This is a genomic window from Cedecea sp. AS113 (assembly GCF_037152415.1).
In the GTDB taxonomy this organism is placed as follows: Bacteria; Pseudomonadota; Gammaproteobacteria; order Enterobacterales; family Enterobacteriaceae; genus Cedecea.
Genome location: NZ_JBBCMI010000018.1, coordinates 1 through 19,703, shown reverse-complemented (window position 1 = coordinate 19,703; position 19,703 = coordinate 1). Strand labels below are relative to the sequence as shown.

The window sequence follows — 19,703 nt, the reverse complement described above, 5'->3', positions numbered from 1 at the left end:
GTGAGTCGTCTGTTAGAAGTGCTGGACCAAATGACCGCAGTGCTGAATTCACTGAAAGAGGTGATGGACGCTGAACAGCTGCAGCTTTCCGCAGGCCAGATAAACAGCAATGCGCTGCAACGTATAACTGAAGATAAAAGCTCGCTGCTGGCTACGCTGGATTACCTGGAGCAACAGCGTCGCGCGGAACAAAACGCCGGGGCGGTCACCAGCCTGGACGTTAGCCAGCGCTGGCAGACGATCACGCAAAAAACCCTGCACCTGCGGGACATTAATCAGCATAACGGTTGGTTGCTGGAAGACCAGATGGCCCGCAATGAGCAGGCTATTGCCGTGTTAAAACCGCATCAGGCACCGGACTTCTATGGCGCCGATGGGCAGGCAACGGCGCAGGGCAGCCGCGGCGGCAAAAAAATCACGATCTGATTCTCCTCGCCAATGAAAACAGCTGGTCAACGCTCTCCTTGACCAGCTGCTTGCTTATTTCAGCGATTTCAAGACCTTTACCGTCGCCTCAATATCAATCTCATCCTCTGAGAACAGGTGTGTTTCGCCCTGGAAGGTGGTCACGGCCAGTTTTTTCACCGTGCGCATTTCCCCTTCTTTTTTCTCTGCCTTCGGGCGAATGCTGTTCATCAGCAACCCAACCGACAGCACCGCATTTTCTTTATCAATCTTCCCGTCCGCGGGCTCTTCTTCGCTGTACACCACGAAAGATTTGATCGAGGTGATTTTAAGCCGCTCGCCCGCAATAAACAGATGCTTGCTCTCAGGCTCCACTTTCACAGCAAACGCCGACAGCCCTTTATTATTGGTTCCCGGCTCGAAGGTCACCGACGCGTCCTTTTTGATAAGTTCCGGGTTGGCGACTTTAATCACGTGGAAATAACGGTTTTCACCGTTTTCATCTTTGATAAATCCGAAGCCCTTCTCTTCGAACCAGGTTGTGATTATTCCTCTCATCGCTCTGTCACCTAATTAACCTTTCAACATATAAAGAATAGGGCGGCGTGACGAAACCGTCATCCACCCAGAAAAAATCAAATTGTGCGGCGGGCGAAATCTTTCAATCTGAAGCCCAACAGCAACAATGTCGCAAAATAAGCGACGATGCCGGCCACCACCACCGCCATCAGCCGCAGCAGGCGATAAGGCATGTTGCCCAGATCCCACGCAGGCATAACGTACATTATCCCAATCAGTACCGCAGACATCACCAACACGGCGGCGACCAGGCGCAGCAGAAATGCCGTCCAGCCGGGCTGTGGCTGGAAGATATCCTGCTTACGCAGTTGCCAGTAAAGCAGCGAGGCGTTAATACAGGCCCCCAAACCAATCGACAGGGAAAGTCCGGCGTGTTTTAGCGGGCCGAAAAACGCGAGGTTCATTAGCTGCGTCAAAATCAGCGTCACGATAGCGATTTTAACCGGGGTTTTAATGTCCTGCCGGGAATAGAAGCCTGGCGCCAGAACCTTAACCACGATAAGCCCCATCAGGCCGACCGAATACGCCACCAGCGCCCGCTGGGTCATCAGGGCATCGAAAGCTGAGAACTTACCGTACTGGAACAAAGAGACGGTCAGCGGTTTTGCCAGAATTCCCAGCGCCACCGCGCTTGGGAGCGCCAGCAGGAAGCAAAGGCGCAGCCCCCAGTCCATCAGGCGGGAGTATTCATCGTGGTTGCCGGTGGCAAAACTCTTCGCCAGCGACGGCAGCAGAATAGTGCCTAACGCCACGCCTAAAACCCCAGACGGAAACTCCATCAGGCGGTCGGCATAATACATCCAGGAAACCGAACCGGACACCAGGAACGAAGCAAAGATGGTGTTGATGATCAGTGAAATCTGGCTGACGGAAACGCCGAGAATAGCCGGCCCCATCTGTTTGATAACCCGCATTGCGCCCGCATCCTTAAAGCTGATACGCGGCAGCACCAGCATGCCAATTTTCTTCAGGTGCGGCAGCTGATAGGCCAGCTGTAATACGCCCCCTACCGTTACCGCCCAGGCCAGTGCCAGAATCGGTGGATTAAAGTGCGGGGCGGCAAACAGCGCGAAGCCAATCATGCTGAGATTAAGGAACGTCGGGGCAAACGCTGGCACAGAGAAACGGTTCCAGGTATTGAGAATTGCCCCGACCAGCGACGCCAGCGAAATCAGTAAAATGTACGGGAAGGTAATGCGCAGCAGGCTCGACGTTAGCGCAAATTTATCCGCCGTGTCGGCAAAACCCGGCGCAGTGACCAGAATAACCCAGGGCGCCGCAAGCATCCCGAGGACGGTGATCAGCGCCAGCGCAAGTGTCAGCAGCCCGGAAACGTATGAGACAAAGACGCGCGTGGCATCTTCGCCCTGCTTACTTTTGTATTCGGCCAGAATGGGCACAAACGCCTGGGAGAAAGCGCCTTCGGCAAAGATTCGGCGCAGCAGGTTCGGCAGCTTAAAGGCAACAAAGAAGGCATCCGTCGCCATCCCTGCCCCAAATACCCTTGCCACAATGGCGTCGCGCGCGAAACCAAGCACGCGTGAAAACATGGTCATCGAGCTGACGGCTGCCAGCGATTTTAATAGGTTCATTTATTCTGTTATTCCACAAACATGAACGCCTGCAATGCAGGCGTACATGGATGATGACAAGTCGGCATAGTCTACCGATACGGCGCTGAATTGCTACCGCGATATGTTACAGCTTATTCGCTAATTGCCTCGCGCCAGAGCTTCTCGACGACACGCTGCGCCAGCAGCGCCTGCTCGCCGGAGGTTTCCGGGACAGTTTGGTTCGCCACGCAGTCGATAAAGTGACGCGCACAGCCCGCAAAGCCGCGCTGTTCCAGCGTGGTTTGCCAGCCGGGAATGGGCTGCTCCACCACACCGGCGCCGCATTCTTCGCGCCACTGACGCATGTCCGTTACCTCATACAGCCCGCCGTCAGTCACCGCCTGCACCCACTCTCGCTGGCTTCCGGCGCGGCGATGCATACTGGTGGTCACGCTCAGGTTGCCCTGGCTGAAATGGTGTTCGGCGTACAGCATTTGCCCTGATTCATTGGTTTGCAACGTCCCGCTTTGCAGCTGAGCACTGCCGCCGCCAAGCCAGAGCGCGGTATCCACGACGTGAAGATAGTCATCAAGCAGCGTGAAGCGCAGATCCCCCGGGCCGACGCTGTCGGTGCGGTGTTTGTCCATCCGCAAGGATGCCCCGGCAGACAGCTTTGCCTTTAACTGCTGGTAACGCGGTGCAAAACGGCGGTTAAAGCCCACCATCAGGGTGCGTTTTTTGCGCTCTGCAAGCTCCACCAGCTTTTCGGCGTCAGCCAGATTTTCCGCCAGCGGCTTATCCACGCAGACGCTGACGCCGGCATTGAGCAGATCATTCACCACCGCGTAGTGGGAACTGGTGGCGCTATGCACAAAAACAGCATCGCACTGCGCCGCCAGATTGCTGAGCGAATCGATATACGGCATACGCCAGGTTTCACACACCGGCAGCGCTTTCGCTTTGGTCGGTGAAAATGCGCCCACCAGCGACCAGTCGTCGGATGCCCCCAGAACCGGAAGCCAGGCTTTCTGCGCGATCCCGCCCAGCCCCACGACGCCAATACGTAATTTCGTCATCCTTAATCTCCCAAATGCGCCAACAAGGAATCCAGACGCTGTTTAAGTTCGGCGACGTCAGTTTCCAGCGCGGCCACTCGCGCGCTGAGATCGTCTGCAACCGGGCTGATACTTTGTTCCGGGGACACTGACGCCTCAACCTCACCGCTGAAAAGATGCATATAGCGGCTTTCTCGTTTACCCGGCTCACGCGGCAGACGCACGACAAACGGCCCATCTTCACGGCCAGCCAGCCCTTCCAGCGTCGCTTCTACCTGCGCCATATCGGTGAACTCAAACATTCTCCCGGCACGGCTGCGCAGCTCACCCGGCGTTTGCGCGCCGCGCAGCAGCAAAGTCGTAACCACAGCCACTTCCGCTGGCGCTAGCTTTAAATGACCAAACTCGGAGTTGCAAAAACGCTGCTCGTATTTCGTCACGCGGTTGCCAAACCCGCTGACGGTTCGCAAATAATGGCCTTTGACCAGCCCGTCCAGCGAGTCCTGGACTTCATGCTCTTTCAGCTCCATCACCGGTTCACGGTTTGTTTTCTGATTACAGGCGGTCACCACGCCGTTGACAGACATCGGATATTGCTCTGGCGTAGTGAGCTGTTTTTCCAGCAGGCTGCCGATAACGCGGGCTTCAATCGCCGTTAACTGATATTTCATCTTTTAAACTCCACGACCTGGGGTCCAGTCTTGATTAACCAGCGCGGTGAGAACGTGATCCCGCCATACGCCGTCAATCAGCAAATAATCCTTTGCATAGCCTTCTTTTTCAAAGCCCAGGCGCGCCAGAAGGTCGCCGCTGCGCTGATTATGCGGCATATAGTTGGCCATAATGCGATGCACATTTTGGCTACGTTGCATATAGCGAATGGCGCTGGCCAAGGCCTCGTACATTAGTCCCTGCCCCTGCCACTTTTCACCGATGGAGTACCCGAGAAAGCAGGCATGGAAGGAGCCACGCACCACGTTGGAGAAGTTGGCGACGCCGATAACCTCTTTTTCTTCCGGGTCGAGCAGCGCGAAGTAGTACGCGCTACCCTGCTTGTGCATTTCACTTATCATGCCCAGCCTTGCCTGCCAGCCCGAAGGATAGCAGTAGCTCTCATCCCGAACGGGTTCCCAGGGCTTCAGAAACAGGCGATTTTCCGTGTAGTAATCCGCCAGGCGCCAGGCATCTCGCTCATGAACCAGACGCACCACCAGACGGTCAGTCACCAGGCGAATTTTTGGTGCGTTACTGCGGTAGCCAAACATGTTTATCCCACTCCTTCATCCCGGTTAACGGGGCTCATCTTGTTACTATACCTGCGCCTGACCGCCGTGTGAAAACAACAACATGAAGCGACATCACTTTTTTCGATGAAAGCCTTGAATCAAACTCGTTGCACGATAAAAAAATATTGTCCTGCATCAGGTATTAAAAGCCCGAATGCCAAGCGAGAATAAAGACTTGTCGCGTTTAATTAAGTTCCCTGGAGGGGAGATGTCGCGGGTGGCGCAGGCAAGGAGCCTGGGTAAATATTTCCTGCTGCTTGATAACATGTTAGTGGTATTAGGCTTTTTCGTTGTCTTCCCTTTGATTTCCATTCGCTTCGTTGACCAGTTGGGCTGGGCCGCTTTAATGGTCGGGATTGCCCTGGGTCTGCGTCAGTTTATCCAGCAGGGGCTCGGCGTCTTCGGCGGCGCGATTGCCGACAGGCTGGGCGCTAAACCGATGATTGTCACCGGCATGCTGCTGCGGGCCGCAGGTTTTGCCACCATGGGCATCGCCACGGAACCCTGGATGCTATGGCTTTCCTGCCTGCTCTCCGCCATTGGCGGAACACTGTTTGATCCGCCCCGCTCGGCGCTGGTCGTCAAACTGGTTCGCCCTCAGCACCGCGGCCGCTTCTTCTCCATCCTGATGATGCAGGACAGCGCGGGCGCGGTGATCGGCGCTCTGCTGGGTAGCTGGCTGTTGCAGTACGACTTCCGTCTGGTATGCGCCGTCGGTGCCGTAATGTTTGTCCTGTGCGCCGCACTTAATGCCTGGCTGCTGCCCGCTTATAAGCTTTCAACGATCCGCACCCCAATGCGCGAAGGCATGGGGCGCGTGTTTCGAGATAAACGCTTTATCACCTATGTTCTGACGCTCACCGGCTATTACATGCTGGCGGTGCAGGTCATGCTGATGCTGCCGCTGATGGTCAACGACATTGCCGGTACCGCGTCGGCGGTAAAATGGATGTACGCCATTGAAGCCGCGCTTTCGCTGACGCTGCTCTACCCTATCGCCCGCTGGAGTGAAAGGCGCTTCCGCCTGGAGCAACGCTTAATGGCAGGCCTGGTGCTGATGACGGTGAGCCTGATGCCTATTGGTCTGGCCTCCAACCTGCAGCAGCTTTTCGCCCTGATCTGTACCTTCTACATCGGCTCAATCATCGCTGAGCCTGCCCGGGAAACGCTCAGCGCCTCGCTGGCGGATGCCCGCGCTCGCGGCAGCTACATGGGGTTCAGCCGTTTGGGCCTGTCGCTGGGCGGCGCACTAGGTTACACCGGCGGTGGCTGGCTGTTTGACGCAGGTAAAGCCCTGCAGCAGCCGGAATTACCCTGGGCCATGCTCGGCATTATCGGCTGTATCACCCTTGCCGCCCTGTGGTGGCAATTTAGCCTTAGACCCGTTGAGCCAACAATGCTGGAGCCTGGCGGGCAGGGATAATTTTCTCGTATCATCTTTTTCCGGTAGCCGCTCCCGCCGTGCCGCATTATGCTGATAAAGCAAGGCACGGCATTGGAGCCGCTATTTTGAGGAAGCCTATGAAGAAGATTGTTTTTGCCGCAGCATTGATGCTTAGCGGCCTGCTCTCAGGATGCAACCAGTTAACGCAGTACAGCGTGAGCGAACAGGAAATTAACCAGTCGCTGGAAAAACACAATAACTTCTCGAAGGATATTGGCCTGCCCGGCGTGGCTGAAGCCCATGTGGTGCTAACCCATTTAGTCAGTCAGATAGGACGGGAAGAGCCGAATAAAATCACCCTGACCGGCGATGCCAATCTCGACATGACATCCCTGTTTGGTAACCAAAAAGCCATCCTGAAGCTCAAGCTGAAAGCACTGCCGGTGTTCAATAAAGAGCAAGGCGCCATCTACCTGCAGGAAATGGAGGTGGTTGACGCTCAGGTCGAGCCGCAAAAAATGCAGACCGTACTGCAGACCATGATCCCTTACCTTAACCAGTCCCTGCGCAGCTACTTCAATCAGCAGCCTGCTTATATCCTGAGCGAAGACCGCAGCACCGGCGAGTCGCTGGCGAAGAAATATGCCAAAGGCATTGAAGTAAAACCCGGTGAGATAATCATTCCGTTAACGGAATAGCCCCTGCCCCTCAGAGCCGTTCATGCGCTCTGAGGGTTTTGTACAACATGAGCAACATAAGGGGTGCAAACGATAACGTTTCCCCTTATCCTTAGTGCCCGGCATAAAACCAGCCCTTGATGACTGATTTCCCTCTCACGCCGGAGCACATTGATGACCGCATTACCTCAGGTATTAAAAATCCGCCGCCCAGATGACTGGCATATTCACCTTCGTGACGGTGAGATGCTGAAAACCGTGGTGCCTTACACCAGCCAGACCTATGGCCGCGCGATTATCATGCCCAATCTTGTGCCCCCTATTACCAGCGTGGAAGCCGCTATTGCTTATCGCCAGCGTATTCTTGATGCGGTTCCGGCCGGGCAAAAGTTTGAGCCGCTGATGACCTGCTACCTGACCGACACGCTGGATCCCAACGAAATCGAACGCGGGTTCAATGCAGGCGTGTTTACCGCCGCCAAGCTTTACCCGGCGAACGCCACAACCAACTCCGCTCACGGCGTAACCAGCACCGCAGCCATTCTGCCGGTGCTTGAGCGTATGCAGAAAATTGGCATGCCGCTGCTGGTGCACGGCGAAGTCACCCATGCTGATATCGATATTTTCGATCGCGAAGCGCGCTTTATTGAAACCGTCATGGAGCCGCTGCGTCGCCAGTTGCCTGGGCTGAAAGTGGTGTTTGAACATATCACCACCAAAGATGCCGCCCAGTATGTGAAAGAAGGCAACTCGCTGATTGGCGCGACTATCACGCCTCAGCATCTGATGTTTAACCGTAACCACATGCTGGTGGGCGGAATTCGTCCTCACCTTTATTGCCTGCCGATTCTGAAACGCAGCATCCACCAGGAAGCACTGCGCGAGCTGGTCGCCAGCGGCTGCGATCGCGTGTTCCTCGGCACCGACTCTGCGCCACATGCGCGTCATCGTAAAGAAGCCAGCTGCGGCTGTGCCGGCTGCTTCAACGCGCCTTCCGCGCTCGGTGCCTATGCGACGGTATTTGAAGAAATGAACGCGCTGCAGCATTTTGAAGCTTTCGCTTCGCTGAACGGCCCGCGCTTCTACGGCCTGCCGGTCAATGAAGAGCACATCGAGTTGGTTCGCGTCGCTGAGAAAATGCCAGAACTGATTGAAGCCGGCGACGACAGCATCGTGCCGTTCCTGGCGGGTGAAGAGGTCGTCTGGTCCGTTAAAGGCTAAATTTTTCAACGCCCCCTGTTGCTTACTGGAAATTAAGACTGTATAAATATCCAGTATATTGTACAGGGGGTCGTTATGCGTATTGAAGTCACTATAGCCAAAACCACACCATTACCAGCCGGGGCTATCGATGCCCTTGCCAGTGAGCTTTCCCGCCGTATCAATCAACATTTCCCCGACACCAGCAGCGAAGTGCAGGTACGTTATGCCTCCGGCAATAACCTCTCCGTGCTGGGCGGTGCCAAAGAAGACAAAACGCGAATCAGCGAGATCCTCCAGGAAACCTGGGAAAGCGCTGACGATTGGTTCTCTGCCGACTAATACCCTCAAGTATGTTGGTACTTTTTGCCGGGTGTCGCCATCCGGTTTTTTTTATTTCCCTCGCCGATTTGATTATTTTTTAAACGCCGCTAAAGTCTTTCCTGCCTTTCTTTCCGATTACATCGGAATAGCCTGTCGATTTATTGTTCGCTTTTCTCGGATAATGTGGAAAAAGTGTTACCAGGTAATTATTTCATCCCCATGACCGCAAGAGTGTTGATATACTTAAGTCGCTTCACGATAAATCACGCATGAACCTCACTAGTCGTTGTCTTTAAACACGTATAAAAGGGGTTATGATGGAAAAAAATAGTGATGTTATTCAGACTCATCCCCTCGTCGGATGGGATATCAGCACCGTCGACAGCTACGACGCCATGATGCTGCGCCTGCATTACCTGACATCCAATAATCAGAAGCACGATGAAACCGAAATCGGTCAGACCCTCTGGCTGACCACCGATGTCGCCCGGCAATTTATTTCCATCCTTGAGGCCGGGATAGCCAAAATTGAATCCAGTGATTACCAGGAAAGCGATTATCGCAAGCATTGACGACACATGCTTAACAATGGCCACAGGCACCCAACGGGGTGCCTTTTTTATTTTAAGCGTCACCGTCAATTGCATCGTTCCGGTGAATTAATTACCCTGCTACAGATAATTTTCCACAGAGAAAAGCTTATGAACTACGACCTCATCATTGTCGGCAGCGGCTCCGTCGGTGCCGCCGCAGGCTGCTATGCCACACACTCGGGCCTGAAGGTACTGATGATCGACAGCGGCCACCCGCCGCATGACCAGGGCAGCCACCACGGCGACACTCGCCTGATGCGCCATGCTTATGGCGAAGGTGAAAAATATGTCCCGTTGGTCCTGCGAGCACAAAAACTGTGGGATGCCCTGGCGGAAGCCAGCGGTGAGAAGCTCTTCCACCGCACCGGGGTCATTAACCTGGGGCCATCTGATTCGCCCTTTATTCGCAATGTCGCCTCCAGCGCAGAGAAATTTTCCCTGCCGGTTGAAACCCTGGACGCCGCCGCCATTGCCGCCCGCTGGCCGGAGATTGCTGTGCCTGAAAACTACGTCGGCCTGTTTGAGACGGACTCAGGCGTGCTGAAAAGCGAGCTGGCCATCGAAACCTACATCAACCTTGCTAAGCAAGGCGGCAGCGCTCAGCTTTTTAACTGTAAGGTGACGGCGATCCGCCACGGCGACGAAGGTGTCACCGTCGTGACTGAAGAAGGTGAATATCACGGGAGCAAACTGCTGGTCAGCGCGGGGACCTGGGTTACCAAACTGCTGCCTGACCTGCCGATCGCCTCGGTTCGCAAAATCTTTGCCTGGCACCAGGCCGATGGGCGCTACAGCGAGAACAACAAATTCCCGGCGTTTACCGCAGAAACACCCAACGGCGATCAGTATTACGGCTTCCCGGCGGAAGACAACGAACTGAAGCTGGGCAAGCACAACGGCGGGCAGCTGATTGACTCCCCCGAGCAGCGTAAACCCTTTGGCGCCGTCGCCAGCGATGGGTCTGAAGTCTTTCCGTTCTTGCGCGAATTTTTACCCGGCATCGGCTGCTGCCTGCACGGTAAAGCCTGCACCTATGACAATTCGCCGGATGAAGATTTCATCATTGATACTCTCCCCGACCATGACAACACCCTGATCATTACCGGGCTGAGCGGACACGGGTTCAAATTCGCCTCCGTTTTAGGCGAAATTGCCTGCCAGTTTGCTTTGGGTCAAAAACCTGCCTTTGATTTATCCCCGTTTGTACTTTCTCGCTTCAAAACGGCGTAGAATCCCCGAGTGGCGGGCATTTCCGCCACTTTTCCTTGGGGCCATCATGATTCGCTTTTTTCAATTTTTAACCAACAATATTCGCGAACACTTTATTCTGTATCTTTTTCTCTGGGCAATACTTGCACTTCTCGATCTGGCTTATATCTATTTCTTTTGATTATTCAGACTCCTGTTATATTGACAATTATTGACGTAAAATTAATTAAATATAGTTTTAGTGCAAATAATTAACCGTCAATAAATACTCTTCTCAATCAAAAACGATCATATTCATTCGACTCTACTGAACGCCTGCCGCGAGTGTTATTCAAAAAAACAGACATACAATAAATATATATCGAAATACGGATATTTATGTTGATCTGCTGTTAACAGAACGCCTATGTTTTAGCTTCTTTAGAAAATACATGGACGCATAAATATGCAATGGCGAAACTCATCCGAACGCTATGGACATTTTTCGGTTCTCCTTCACTGGCTGGTTGCCGCCACGGTTTATGGCATGTTCGCACTCGGACTCTGGATGGTGACGCTGGGCTATTACGACGTCTGGTACCATAAAGCACCAGAAATACATAAGAGCATCGGCATCTTGTTAATGTCTGCTCTGGCTATTCGTATTCTCTGGCGCTTTATATCGCCTCCGCCGCCACCGTTAAAAAGTTATTCACGTCTGACGCGCATCGGCGCGCTTACCGCACATATTTTGCTGTATGCATTATTGTTCGCCATTTTGCTGAGCGGGTATCTGATTTCAACGGCTGACGGTAAACCCATTAGCGTGTTTGGCTGGTTTGATGTGCCCGCCACGCTAACCGACTTCGGGGCGCAGGCCGACCTTGCCGGGACAGTTCATCTCTGGCTGGCGTGGACCGTGGTGATTGTTTCCGTTCTACACGCTCTTGCGGCCTTAAAGCACCATTTTCTAGATAAAGATGCCACCCTCAAGCGCATGCTGGGGAAAGCATCCCGTTAACTATGGAGAGTAAGACAATGAAGAAAATCCTGCTGGGAGCCACCTTAGGCGCTCTGTTATTCACCACCGGCTCCGCCGTGGCCGCTGACTATAAAATTGATAAACAAGGTCAGCATGCGTTTGTGAATTTCCGTATTCAGCATCTCGGCTATAGCTGGCTGTACGGTACCTTCCGTGATTTTGACGGAACCTTTACCTTCGACGAGAAAAACCCTTCGGCAGATAAAGTCAACGTCACCATCAACACCACCAGCGTGGATACCAACCATGCCGAACGCGACAAACACCTGCGTAGCGCAGAGTTCCTCAACGTGACTAAGTTCCCGCAGGCTACCTTCGCCTCAACGGAAGTGAAAAAAGACGGTGAAGCTTTAGATATTATCGGCAACCTGACGCTGAACGGCGTGACAAAGCCGGTTACGCTGAAGGCTAAGCTGATTGGTCAGGGTAACGATCCGTGGGGCGGCGTGCGCGCGGGTTTTGAGGCCGAAGGTAAAATTAAGCTGAAGGACTTCAATATTACTCAGGATCTGGGGCCAGCTTCTCAGGACGTTGATCTGATTATTTCTGTCGAAGGCGTGCGTCAGTAAAAAGACTCCCCCGGCGAACCGGGGGAATGTTATTACTTCTCGGGGTCAGGAATACCCAGCGTGGTATTCAGCATCCCACGAGATTTATTAAAGATCTTATTCCCGTTTTCGCGGCCTGCCCGGCGGCGGCGCTGTTCTTCTGGAGATAGCGCCAGCTCATCACGGCAAACTTCACTGCAGCAGCCAGAGAATTTTTCAGCACAGGCCGGACACTGAATAAACAGCAGATGGCAGCCGTCATTTTTGCAGTTGGTGTGGCTGTCGCACGGCGTTCCGCACTGATGGCAATGGGCGATCACATCGTCAGATATACGCTCTCCCATACGCTCATCGAAAACAAAGTTTTTACCGACAAAGCGCACCGGCAATCCTTGCTCACGCGCGCGGCGCGCATATTCAATGATCCCGCCTTCAATGTGATACACATTTTTGAAGCCGTTATGGCGCATCCAGGCGCTGGCTTTTTCACAGCGAATGCCGCCGGTGCAATACATGACAATTTTCTTCTCTTTGTCATCCTGCATAATATCCACGGCTTTCGGCAGCTGCTCACGGAAGGTGTCGGCCGGAATTTCGACGGCGTCCTCGAAATGCCCCACTTCGTATTCATAGTGGTTACGCATATCGATAAATACCGCGCTCGGATCGTCGAGCATGGCGTTCACTTCCGCAGCCTTCAGATATTCCCCCACGTCACTTGCGTCAAACGTAGGGTCATCAATACCGTCAGCAACAATACGGTCGCGTACCTTCATGCGCAGCACCCAGAAGGATTTACCGTCATCTTCCAGCGCAATATTCAGGCGCAAATTATTTAAGGCCGGGTGGAAGGCATAAATCGCTTCGCGCAGGGCATCAACGCGGCTTTCCGGGACGCTAATCTGAGCGTTGATCCCTTCATGCGCCAGATAGACGCGGCCAAACACGTTCAGGCTCAGGAAAAGCTGATACAGCGCATCACGGGTCGCCTGCGGCGTTTCGATAGTGAAATATTTGTAGAATGAGATGGTCGTGCGCGGCTCGGTTTCGGCAAGCATGCGCTCGCGCAGCTCCTCATTCGATACGCGGTTGTGTAACACTGGCATGGTGTTCGCTCGCAATCGTTGAAAAAAAGTGGGCTGCATCATAAAGCAAATAACGCTTATTTACATCCCCACGTTTTACGCTACATTTTGCTCACTCAAAGGCATCTGCGGCAACAATCGATGAAATATCAGGCACTCCGACGCCGCGTATTTTGGCTCTGCGCTAAAAAATGCCACAATGGAATGATTAGAAGATCCGGCAATTGCCGTCACAAAGGTTTTACATGACGAACTTACCGCAATTCTCCCGTGCATTACTGCACCCGCGCTATTGGCTCACCTGGCTGGGCATCGGCTTTTTATACCTGCTGGTGCAGCTCCCCTACCCGGTGCTTTATCGCATCGGCTGCGGGCTGGGCCGGCTGGCAAAACGCCTGATGAAACGTCGCGCGAAAATAGCCTACCGCAATCTTGAACTCTGCTTCCCGGACATGAGCGAGGAAAAACGCGAGCAGATGGTGATCGCCAACTTCGAGTCAGTCGGTATGGGGCTGATTGAGACCGGCATGGCCTGGTTCTGGTCTACGGAGCGCATCAATAAATGGTGCCACTACGAAGGCGTGGATATTGTTAAAGGCATCGAGAAAACGGGCCAGGGCATTTTGCTGATTGGCATTCACTTCCTGACGCTGGAGCTGGGGGCCCGTATTTTCGGCATTAAAACGCCGGGCATCGGCGTTTACCGCCCAAACGACAACCCACTGCTGGACTGGCTGCAGACCTGGGGGCGCATGCGCTCCAATAAGAGCATGATTGACCGCAAAGATCTGAAAGGCATGATCCGCGCGCTGAAAAATGGCGACATCATCTGGTATGCCCCGGACCATGATTACGGCCCGAGAGGCAGCGAGTTTGTGCCGTTCTTTGCCGTTGAACAAGCTGCGACCACCACGGGAACCTACACGCTCGCCAAACTCTCCGGCGCCTGCGCCGTGCCGTTTGTTCCGCGTCGCCTGCCGGGCGGAAAAGGCTACGAGCTGACGATTATTCAGCCAGAGCTGAACCCACCGCTTGACAGCCCGGAAGCAACGGCACGCTGGATGAACAAAATTGTAGAGAAGTGCATCCTGATGGCACCGGAGCAGTATATGTGGCTGCACCGCCGCTTTAAGACGCGGCCGGAAGGCATGCCCGACCGTTACCAATAACGCTTAACAGCCGCCTTTTCAGGCGGTTTTTTTTTGCCGTAGTTTGATCGAAAAAGCCCTTTGATTTGCCAGCCCAATGCCAACAGGCGCATAATTAGCAGAGTAATAATTCCCTCTCTTCTCTTTGGCACTGGCAACTTCGGAGCGGTATGACTCCCCCTGACAGCACTATCAACTGGAAGCGTAATCTGGCCGTCGTCTGGGTTGGCTGCTTCCTGACCGGCGCGGCATTCAGCCTGGTCATGCCGTTCCTCCCGCTTTACGTTGAGCAACTCGGCGTCACCAGCCATAGCCAGCTGAACATGTGGTCCGGGCTGGTCTTTAGCATTACCTTCCTGTTTTCTGCCGTGGCATCCCCTTTCTGGGGTGGGCTTGCCGACCGTAAAGGCCGAAAACTTATGCTGCTGCGTTCCGCGCTTGGCATGTCTGTCGTCATGCTGTTGATGGGTCTCGCACAAAATATTTGGCAATTTCTGGCGCTTAGGGCCTTACTTGGCCTGCTGGGTGGATTTGTCCCTAATGCCAACGCTGTGATCGCCACCCAAAACCACGCCATAAAAGCGGCTGGGCACTTGGCACGCTGTCTACGGGAGCGGTCAGCGGCGCGCTGCTAGGCCAGCTGATGGGTGGCCTGATGGCGGACAGCTACGGGCTGCGCTCGGTGTTCTTTATCACCTCGCTGGTGCTGTTTATCTGCTTCGTGATGACGCTGTTTTTTATTCGCGAGTCGTTCACGCCCGTTTCCAAAAAAGACATGCTGCACGCCCGCCAGGTACTCACCTCATTAAAAAATCCCCGCCTGGTACTGAGTCTGTTTGTCACCACGATGATCATCCAGGTTGCCACCGGTTCTATCGCGCCTATCCTGACGCTCTATGTGCGCGATCTGGCCGGTAACGTCAGCAATCTGGCGTTTATTAGCGGGATGATTGCTTCCGTGCCCGGCGTAGCGGCGCTGATCAGTGCCCCAAGACTCGGCAAGCTGGGCGATCGCATTGGGCCGGAAAAGATCCTGATTGGTGCGCTGGTAATTTCCGTTTTGCTGCTCATCCCGATGTCGTTGGTACCAAACCCGTGGCAGCTCGGGGTCTTACGCTTCTTGCTGGGTGCCGCCGACGGGGCGCTGCTCCCTGCCGTGCAAACGCTGCTGGTCTATAACTCTTCCAGCCAAATTTCGGGCCGTATTTTCAGCTACAACCAGTCGTTCCGCGATATTGGCAACGTCACCGGCCCGCTGCTCGGCGCCGCCGTTTCCGCCAGCTACGGCTTCCGCACAGTATTCCTGGTCACCGCCAGCGTGGTGCTGTTTAACGCCCTTTACTCATGGATGACGCTGCGCCAGCCTGCCGAACGACTCCGTATTCCGGGGGAATAAATCTCCGACTTGCAGATTTGCCAACAGCGTCAACAATTAACTGGAAATCGTAACGGAGCTGCCGCTCCCCGACCTTTGCCACAAGGAGATAACCATGAGCATGTATGCAACCCTGGAAGCAGGGTAAAGTGAAATACATCAAATAAAAAACTTATTGATATTCAACCGTCACCACTTCACACACCACGTTAGTACCATGCCATTCATCACTATAAATCGACGTATCAATCCCGCATCCAGGCTCTAGAGTCCATCCCGTTTGTTCGGTGAATTTCTTGTACTTCTGGGACTCTTTACGCTCATAGCAATGTACCCCACTGTAGACAAAACCTGCCGATCCCTGTGGTACAATCCAGACCCCGTAATCTGCGAAATTCGCAGCATGGGTAATCACCTTGTATTCGAATTCTGACCCTGTATAAGAGCCTGTAACGGCCTCTGACGTTTTGATCTTACCGAACGGTGGATTGCCGTAGGCGATATCAAATCGTTCACTGGTGGAGTACTGGAGAGCATCAGCACATATCCATTCAGCCTCTGGAAGTACCCTTTGGCCGATCATTACATAGTCGGGATTGAGTTCTACGCACGTTAAATGTTCTGGTCTATTACGTTGCCATTGATCGAACGATAAACGCCCTATTCCCGCACATAGTTCAATACACCTTCCAGTACATCCAGCGTCGATTATAAAATCCCAACTGAGCATTTCAGGCGTGAAGAAAGCACCAGTAGAACCGATACCATCACCTGCGTAATTTAGTAGGATGAATTCTTTATCATCATGTGTTAATTGCTTATCTGAATAAACTAAATCCATTACCTGTTGATGTAGTTTAGTTTCCTTTTTAGTTAGTCTTGCCATAAAATACCCTTGTACAATTTCAGTACAGGTATTTAGGGTAAAACTAATGAACAAACTTTATTTCATCGGCAAACTGTTGATACTGATAGTTCCACCAATAGCATTAACTACATTACTACATTATGGGTTTTCCTTTGGAATATCATTGGGGATAATATCATTAATAATAACAATAGCCCCAGGATTTGATTTCATTAAAAAAAACCTACAATATATTAAATTTTCACGATTTCAAAAACCAGCCGATGTATGGTTATCAGCAGGAGTATCTTTTTCAGTAATGGCAATAATGTATGATTTTGTTAATGATAAACTTAGTCTTTTGGAATCGTTAGTTGCAACATCAGTATTATCTATTGCAATTGCATTAATGTTGGCATCTGTTGCTTTCGGAATAGATAAAAAATAAAAAAGCCCCATAAGGGGCTTTCTTAGCTTCCACCAACCATGATTATTAGTACCTGTAGTAGTTGGCCTAATGGAACTTGTATTACTACAATCCCAAAAGCGTCAAGTACTGGTACTATGATCCAGTTGTATAGAATGATTGCAGTAATTACAAATCCTAAAGCATTACGCCAATGAAATGATACTCTTTCAATCTCTTCTCTGTTTGTTTCAATTTGCCCTTCGGCATTGGTCTTAGTTGTTTCTTGTTCTATGGTTTTTTTCTTGATGAAAAAATCCATCCCCTTAGATATAAGACCTAGTATTACTGTTATCATTATTCAATTATCCCTACACAGTAGGCATATACTTTCATTCCCTTTACGAATAACTCTGTTTTACCTAGTACTACTACATTGAATTCCATTTCGCGGAGCTTCCATGTGTAGCTATCCCCAACACGCAAGGGTTTAGTACGTTCAAAGATCACATTCATATGCTGATTGCTAGTATAGCCAGTTTCTTTTAGTTTTTTTCTAACGTGTTTACTCATAAATGTATTATGAATTGGTTTACTATTAGCCATTGGCGTATGGCTATCTAGTGTAATGTATGGCGTTTCGCCTTCAAAATGTTCTTCCATGTTCATTGTTTTGTAATCCTAAATGATCCTTTAATATCTGATATTACTAATCTTGCCCCCTGCTCGGCTTCATTATAGAAGTCATAGATAATCTTACGTCGTTTCTGTTCTTTAACACCAATCACACGTTTGTTTCGTTTCTTGGCCTTAGTATCAATTAATCTTTCTTTACCACGTTGTTTAACTATCTTATAGCGGCCTTTCTGTAGATTAGATCTAAGTCCAGTAATGTTACCCTGTTTAGTTAATCTTGCCGCACTAGTAGGTATGAACTTTTCGAATGTATTTTGTTTTACGATGATATCGTATAGGTACTTGGCCTGAATATCCTTAATGAGAATACTACACTTAACGCCAGTTTTATTATTTTTAAAAATGAATAGTATTGCATTCTGTGTAAATGGTACTGCACCACGATCAACACTATTGTTTAAATCTTTTTGCATTTGCTGGGATAAAACGCGAGTACGGTTTACTAGTGTTTTCTGAAAGTCTTTTCCTAATTGCTTCCCTTTTGTATTAAGATTTGTTTTTGCGTTTTTTAATCCAGTTATGTTACTCATGGTAGAACCCCTATTAATTCCTGTATAATTTTAAATGTATTCCCTTTATCCTTCGGTAGTCTTGCTTTACACATAATGGCTTTGTTTAGGTAATCATAACGAGTACCGAAAACACCAATTAATGTAGATTCAACGATAGCGGCTTGGTTTGCAGTGGGAAAACACCAAAGTAAGTATTTCTCATAGTCAGCACCATTAGTAATCATTGTATTTACTGATTTTGAACTACTAGTATATGACTCCCAATCACTTTCCTTTGAAGCGTCTTTAATCCTCTTAGCATCCCTAACGCCTTTATAAATTTGTTTCATACCGATGTAGTATGAATCATCCTCTGGGAAGTGAATCAAGTACACAAACGCCGCATAACTCCCCGAAGTAATATCTTCAATATCCCACTGTTCGGGATCAAATGATTTCCATTCCATATAAATATTTCCATATTAATTTAACTTATAGGAATATTTATGGATTTAAAGGAAAGATTGAAAGTTTATGAAGGTACGATTAGCTACCAACAAAGCCGGGGTTATTTTAGACAGGGAAAATTCTATCCTTATAAAGATTCATTAGGCTATCTTACCGTAGGGTACGGACACCTAATTACCAGTACTGAAAAATTTCAGAATGGATTAACACCCGTTGAGGCAGATACACTATTAGATAAAGATATCGCCAATGCACGTGCTGGCCTACAACGATTGAATCTTGGAAAGTTAGCACCCGACATTGAAGATTATCTTGTAATTATGATCTTCCAGTTAGGGTTTAATGGTGTGAGTAAGTTTAAGAAACTACTTGCAGCGGCAAGCCGTACTGATCGTGATGGTATTCGCCGTGAATCGGTTGATAGTCTTTGGTATAGACAGACACCAAATCGTGTAAACGATATGAATAAACAACTAAGGGGCAATTAAGCCCCTTATTTATTTTCCAGAATTACCAGAATTCGTTCAATCTTCAAATCCATTTGATGAATTTGTTTTTCAAGATTACGAATTGTAGTTTCTAACTCGTCTGTTTCTTGTTCTAGCCTATCTAGTTTTGATGAATGACCGGATACGTTAGTTTCTAAATCATGAATTCTCTCGATTAATTCAGAATTATCACTACTCCTATCGCGGTAAATCGCCCAAATCATAGCTAGAGCAGCAATTACACAAGCTACTATATCCCACATTTAGATATCCCCATCTGTTTATTATTATTGTTATGTATTTAGTATCCGGTAAAACTAGCTAATGTTATATTTAGTCCATTTCCACCCATTGATTCAAGAAATGTATATTGGTGCTGTGATGGATATGTTAATGAAAAATTAGTTGCACTATTTCGTCGAATCTGAATACCAGAATAGCCCACAACAAACCCATCGTCAGAAACGTTACCTGGACACTGCGAAATACAAAACCACGGATTGGGAATTGGTGAATTTACTGTTAGTACATTACCGGTTAAATTATAACCCGGAGGTACAGAAAAGAATCCCTGTACACGAGGCATACTACCAGCACTTGCAGCAGACCAAATCAATTGTCCCCCACCATCAAATACATCTAGATAACCACTGGATAAGCCTACTGTACTAGACGTTACCATAAACCTTGCTGTACCTGGGGCATACATTGATGCCCCAGGCATACAATAGGCACCATCAGTTAGTAACTGACACTGACCTGCTCCCCATTGATTAATACACCGCGATGTTAGTAATGTCTTCATAAGCCACATGAGGACATTCCCATGAAGAAGCGTTTTTCCGACGAACAGATCATCAGTATC

26 protein-coding genes and 1 pseudogene are annotated in these 19,703 nt (G+C 50.6%); 14 read left to right on the top strand and 13 right to left on the bottom strand.

Going from position 1 to position 19,703, the window contains the following annotated elements:
* Complete coding sequence (gene flgN / locus WFN87_RS18580) at window positions 1–426, top strand: flagella biosynthesis chaperone FlgN (RefSeq protein ID WP_008453503.1); 426 nt, start codon at window positions 1–3, stop codon at window positions 424–426.
* A gap of 54 nt (window positions 427–480) precedes the next feature.
* Here flgN and WFN87_RS18575 read toward each other — a convergent pair whose 3' ends face one another.
* From WFN87_RS18575 to rimJ, 5 genes are all read right to left on the bottom strand, one after another.
* A complete protein-coding gene (locus tag WFN87_RS18575) occupies window positions 481–963 on the bottom strand; it encodes a cold shock domain-containing protein (RefSeq protein WP_008453505.1) in 483 nt (160 codons plus the stop codon).
* 77 nt (window positions 964–1,040) lie between these two features.
* Window positions 1,041–2,576 carry a murein biosynthesis integral membrane protein MurJ gene (murJ, locus tag WFN87_RS18570; protein WP_336983552.1) on the bottom strand — a complete coding sequence of 512 codons (1,536 nt, stop codon included), beginning with the start codon at window positions 2,574–2,576 and terminating at the stop codon, window positions 1,041–1,043.
* Window positions 2,577–2,689: 113 nt separating this feature from the next.
* Window positions 2,690–3,613: a Gfo/Idh/MocA family protein gene (locus WFN87_RS18565; RefSeq protein ID WP_336983553.1), complete on the bottom strand. Its 924-nt coding sequence runs from the start codon at window positions 3,611–3,613 to the stop codon at window positions 2,690–2,692.
* 2 nt (window positions 3,614–3,615) lie between these two features.
* Entirely contained in the window at window positions 3,616–4,263 is a 648-nt protein-coding gene (locus WFN87_RS18560) for a YceH family protein (RefSeq protein ID WP_336983554.1), read from the bottom strand.
* Between the two features lie 3 nt (window positions 4,264–4,266).
* Entirely contained in the window at window positions 4,267–4,857 is a 591-nt protein-coding gene (gene rimJ, locus WFN87_RS18555; RefSeq protein ID WP_008453513.1) for a ribosomal protein S5-alanine N-acetyltransferase, read from the bottom strand.
* Window positions 4,858–5,086: 229 nt separating this feature from the next.
* On the opposite strand from rimJ, the gene mdtH reads away from it, so the two are divergent.
* From mdtH to WFN87_RS18510, 9 genes are all read left to right on the top strand, one after another.
* Entirely contained in the window at window positions 5,087–6,301 is a 1,215-nt protein-coding gene (mdtH, locus tag WFN87_RS18550) for a multidrug efflux MFS transporter MdtH (RefSeq protein ID WP_166865567.1), read from the top strand.
* A 98-nt stretch (window positions 6,302–6,399) separates the two neighbouring features.
* The gene (locus WFN87_RS18545) at window positions 6,400–6,960 is read left to right on the top strand and encodes a lipoprotein (protein WP_008453518.1); all 561 of its coding nucleotides are present in this window, start codon (window positions 6,400–6,402) and stop codon (window positions 6,958–6,960) included.
* 153 nt (window positions 6,961–7,113) lie between these two features.
* The gene (pyrC, locus tag WFN87_RS18540) at window positions 7,114–8,160 is read left to right on the top strand and encodes a dihydroorotase (RefSeq protein ID WP_336983555.1); all 1,047 of its coding nucleotides are present in this window, start codon (window positions 7,114–7,116) and stop codon (window positions 8,158–8,160) included.
* A 75-nt stretch (window positions 8,161–8,235) separates the two neighbouring features.
* Entirely contained in the window at window positions 8,236–8,481 is a 246-nt protein-coding gene (dinI, locus tag WFN87_RS18535) for a DNA damage-inducible protein I (protein WP_008453524.1), read from the top strand.
* Between the two features lie 299 nt (window positions 8,482–8,780).
* A complete protein-coding gene (gene bssS, locus WFN87_RS18530; protein WP_008453527.1) occupies window positions 8,781–9,035 on the top strand; it encodes a biofilm formation regulator BssS in 255 nt (84 codons plus the stop codon).
* Window positions 9,036–9,164: 129 nt separating this feature from the next.
* Window positions 9,165–10,286 carry an N-methyl-L-tryptophan oxidase gene (gene solA / locus WFN87_RS18525; protein WP_336983556.1) on the top strand — a complete coding sequence of 374 codons (1,122 nt, stop codon included), beginning with the start codon at window positions 9,165–9,167 and terminating at the stop codon, window positions 10,284–10,286.
* A 46-nt stretch (window positions 10,287–10,332) separates the two neighbouring features.
* On the top strand, window positions 10,333–10,446 hold the full coding sequence (locus WFN87_RS18520) for a DUF2770 family protein (protein WP_071530454.1): 114 nt from the start codon (window positions 10,333–10,335) through the stop codon (window positions 10,444–10,446).
* 264 nt (window positions 10,447–10,710) lie between these two features.
* Entirely contained in the window at window positions 10,711–11,265 is a 555-nt protein-coding gene (locus WFN87_RS18515) for a cytochrome b (protein ID WP_008453530.1), read from the top strand.
* Window positions 11,266–11,282: 17 nt separating this feature from the next.
* Window positions 11,283–11,855: a YceI family protein gene (locus WFN87_RS18510; RefSeq protein WP_008453531.1), complete on the top strand. Its 573-nt coding sequence runs from the start codon at window positions 11,283–11,285 to the stop codon at window positions 11,853–11,855.
* A 32-nt stretch (window positions 11,856–11,887) separates the two neighbouring features.
* On the opposite strand, the gene trhO is transcribed toward WFN87_RS18510, so the two are convergent.
* A complete protein-coding gene (gene trhO / locus WFN87_RS18505; RefSeq protein ID WP_336983557.1) occupies window positions 11,888–12,940 on the bottom strand; it encodes an oxygen-dependent tRNA uridine(34) hydroxylase TrhO in 1,053 nt (350 codons plus the stop codon).
* A gap of 224 nt (window positions 12,941–13,164) precedes the next feature.
* On the opposite strand from trhO, the gene WFN87_RS18500 reads away from it, so the two are divergent.
* The gene (locus tag WFN87_RS18500) at window positions 13,165–14,088 is read left to right on the top strand and encodes a Kdo(2)-lipid IV(A) acyltransferase (protein ID WP_008453533.1); all 924 of its coding nucleotides are present in this window, start codon (window positions 13,165–13,167) and stop codon (window positions 14,086–14,088) included.
* Window positions 14,089–14,237: 149 nt separating this feature from the next.
* Window positions 14,238–15,463, top strand: a pseudogene (gene mdtG, locus WFN87_RS18495) (multidrug efflux MFS transporter MdtG).
* Window positions 15,464–15,614: 151 nt separating this feature from the next.
* On the opposite strand, the gene WFN87_RS18490 reads toward mdtG, so the two are convergent.
* The gene (locus WFN87_RS18490; RefSeq protein WP_336983558.1) at window positions 15,615–16,328 is read right to left on the bottom strand and encodes a methyltransferase; all 714 of its coding nucleotides are present in this window, start codon (window positions 16,326–16,328) and stop codon (window positions 15,615–15,617) included.
* A 46-nt stretch (window positions 16,329–16,374) separates the two neighbouring features.
* Between WFN87_RS18490 and WFN87_RS18485 the strand changes: the two genes are divergently transcribed.
* Window positions 16,375–16,737, top strand: a complete 363-nt coding sequence (locus WFN87_RS18485) for a hypothetical protein (RefSeq protein ID WP_336983559.1) — start codon at window positions 16,375–16,377, stop codon at window positions 16,735–16,737.
* A 22-nt stretch (window positions 16,738–16,759) separates the two neighbouring features.
* Here WFN87_RS18485 and WFN87_RS18480 read toward each other — a convergent pair whose 3' ends face one another.
* Genes WFN87_RS18480 through WFN87_RS18465 form a run of 4 tightly spaced genes read right to left on the bottom strand, consistent with a single transcriptional unit; the run spans window position 16,760 to window position 18,349 of the window.
* Window positions 16,760–17,053: a hypothetical protein gene (locus tag WFN87_RS18480; protein WP_336983560.1), complete on the bottom strand. Its 294-nt coding sequence runs from the start codon at window positions 17,051–17,053 to the stop codon at window positions 16,760–16,762.
* Window positions 17,053–17,364, bottom strand: coding sequence for a hypothetical protein (locus tag WFN87_RS18475; RefSeq protein ID WP_336983561.1), 312 nt, complete (start codon window positions 17,362–17,364; stop codon window positions 17,053–17,055). The genes WFN87_RS18480 and WFN87_RS18475 overlap by 1 nt, the downstream gene beginning before the upstream one ends.
* The gene (locus WFN87_RS18470; protein WP_336983562.1) at window positions 17,361–17,921 is read right to left on the bottom strand and encodes a hypothetical protein; all 561 of its coding nucleotides are present in this window, start codon (window positions 17,919–17,921) and stop codon (window positions 17,361–17,363) included. Before WFN87_RS18470 ends, WFN87_RS18475 begins: the two co-directional genes overlap by 4 nt.
* Entirely contained in the window at window positions 17,918–18,349 is a 432-nt protein-coding gene (locus WFN87_RS18465) for a hypothetical protein (RefSeq protein ID WP_336983563.1), read from the bottom strand. Before WFN87_RS18465 ends, WFN87_RS18470 begins: the two co-directional genes overlap by 4 nt.
* Before the next feature lie 39 nt (window positions 18,350–18,388).
* On the opposite strand from WFN87_RS18465, the gene WFN87_RS18460 reads away from it, so the two are divergent.
* Window positions 18,389–18,838: a glycoside hydrolase family protein gene (locus tag WFN87_RS18460; protein ID WP_336983564.1), complete on the top strand. Its 450-nt coding sequence runs from the start codon at window positions 18,389–18,391 to the stop codon at window positions 18,836–18,838.
* 5 nt (window positions 18,839–18,843) lie between these two features.
* Here WFN87_RS18460 and WFN87_RS18455 read toward each other — a convergent pair whose 3' ends face one another.
* A complete protein-coding gene (locus tag WFN87_RS18455; RefSeq protein ID WP_336983565.1) occupies window positions 18,844–19,101 on the bottom strand; it encodes a hypothetical protein in 258 nt (85 codons plus the stop codon).
* A gap of 38 nt (window positions 19,102–19,139) precedes the next feature.
* On the bottom strand, window positions 19,140–19,703 hold a 564-nt coding region (locus WFN87_RS18450; protein WP_336983566.1), incomplete at its 5' end, for a hypothetical protein.

What these genes read in the sequence shown, in the direction of transcription:
- WFN87_RS18575 (WP_008453505.1), bottom strand. Translation starts at nt 963, where the DNA reads ATGAGAGGAATAATCACAACCTGGTTCGAAGAGAAGGGCTTCGGATTT.
- murJ (WP_336983552.1), bottom strand. Translation starts at nt 2,576, where the DNA reads ATGAACCTATTAAAATCGCTGGCAGCCGTCAGCTCGATGACCATGTTT.
- WFN87_RS18565 (WP_336983553.1), bottom strand. Translation starts at nt 3,613, where the DNA reads ATGACGAAATTACGTATTGGCGTCGTGGGGCTGGGCGGGATCGCGCAG.
- WFN87_RS18560 (WP_336983554.1), bottom strand. Translation starts at nt 4,263, where the DNA reads ATGAAATATCAGTTAACGGCGATTGAAGCCCGCGTTATCGGCAGCCTG.
- rimJ (WP_008453513.1), bottom strand. Translation starts at nt 4,857, where the DNA reads ATGTTTGGCTACCGCAGTAACGCACCAAAAATTCGCCTGGTGACTGAC.
- mdtH (WP_166865567.1), top strand. Translation starts at nt 5,087, where the DNA reads ATGTCGCGGGTGGCGCAGGCAAGGAGCCTGGGTAAATATTTCCTGCTG.
- WFN87_RS18545 (WP_008453518.1), top strand. Translation starts at nt 6,400, where the DNA reads ATGAAGAAGATTGTTTTTGCCGCAGCATTGATGCTTAGCGGCCTGCTC.
- pyrC (WP_336983555.1), top strand. Translation starts at nt 7,114, where the DNA reads ATGACCGCATTACCTCAGGTATTAAAAATCCGCCGCCCAGATGACTGG.
- dinI (WP_008453524.1), top strand. Translation starts at nt 8,236, where the DNA reads ATGCGTATTGAAGTCACTATAGCCAAAACCACACCATTACCAGCCGGG.
- bssS (WP_008453527.1), top strand. Translation starts at nt 8,781, where the DNA reads ATGGAAAAAAATAGTGATGTTATTCAGACTCATCCCCTCGTCGGATGG.
- solA (WP_336983556.1), top strand. Translation starts at nt 9,165, where the DNA reads ATGAACTACGACCTCATCATTGTCGGCAGCGGCTCCGTCGGTGCCGCC.
- WFN87_RS18520 (WP_071530454.1), top strand. Translation starts at nt 10,333, where the DNA reads ATGATTCGCTTTTTTCAATTTTTAACCAACAATATTCGCGAACACTTT.
- WFN87_RS18515 (WP_008453530.1), top strand. Translation starts at nt 10,711, where the DNA reads ATGCAATGGCGAAACTCATCCGAACGCTATGGACATTTTTCGGTTCTC.
- WFN87_RS18510 (WP_008453531.1), top strand. Translation starts at nt 11,283, where the DNA reads ATGAAGAAAATCCTGCTGGGAGCCACCTTAGGCGCTCTGTTATTCACC.
- trhO (WP_336983557.1), bottom strand. Translation starts at nt 12,940, where the DNA reads ATGCCAGTGTTACACAACCGCGTATCGAATGAGGAGCTGCGCGAGCGC.
- WFN87_RS18500 (WP_008453533.1), top strand. Translation starts at nt 13,165, where the DNA reads ATGACGAACTTACCGCAATTCTCCCGTGCATTACTGCACCCGCGCTAT.
- WFN87_RS18490 (WP_336983558.1), bottom strand. Translation starts at nt 16,328, where the DNA reads ATGGCAAGACTAACTAAAAAGGAAACTAAACTACATCAACAGGTAATG.
- WFN87_RS18485 (WP_336983559.1), top strand. Translation starts at nt 16,375, where the DNA reads ATGAACAAACTTTATTTCATCGGCAAACTGTTGATACTGATAGTTCCA.
- WFN87_RS18480 (WP_336983560.1), bottom strand. Translation starts at nt 17,053, where the DNA reads ATGATAACAGTAATACTAGGTCTTATATCTAAGGGGATGGATTTTTTC.
- WFN87_RS18475 (WP_336983561.1), bottom strand. Translation starts at nt 17,364, where the DNA reads ATGAACATGGAAGAACATTTTGAAGGCGAAACGCCATACATTACACTA.
- WFN87_RS18470 (WP_336983562.1), bottom strand. Translation starts at nt 17,921, where the DNA reads ATGAGTAACATAACTGGATTAAAAAACGCAAAAACAAATCTTAATACA.
- WFN87_RS18465 (WP_336983563.1), bottom strand. Translation starts at nt 18,349, where the DNA reads ATGGAATGGAAATCATTTGATCCCGAACAGTGGGATATTGAAGATATT.
- WFN87_RS18460 (WP_336983564.1), top strand. Translation starts at nt 18,389, where the DNA reads ATGGATTTAAAGGAAAGATTGAAAGTTTATGAAGGTACGATTAGCTAC.
- WFN87_RS18455 (WP_336983565.1), bottom strand. Translation starts at nt 19,101, where the DNA reads ATGTGGGATATAGTAGCTTGTGTAATTGCTGCTCTAGCTATGATTTGG.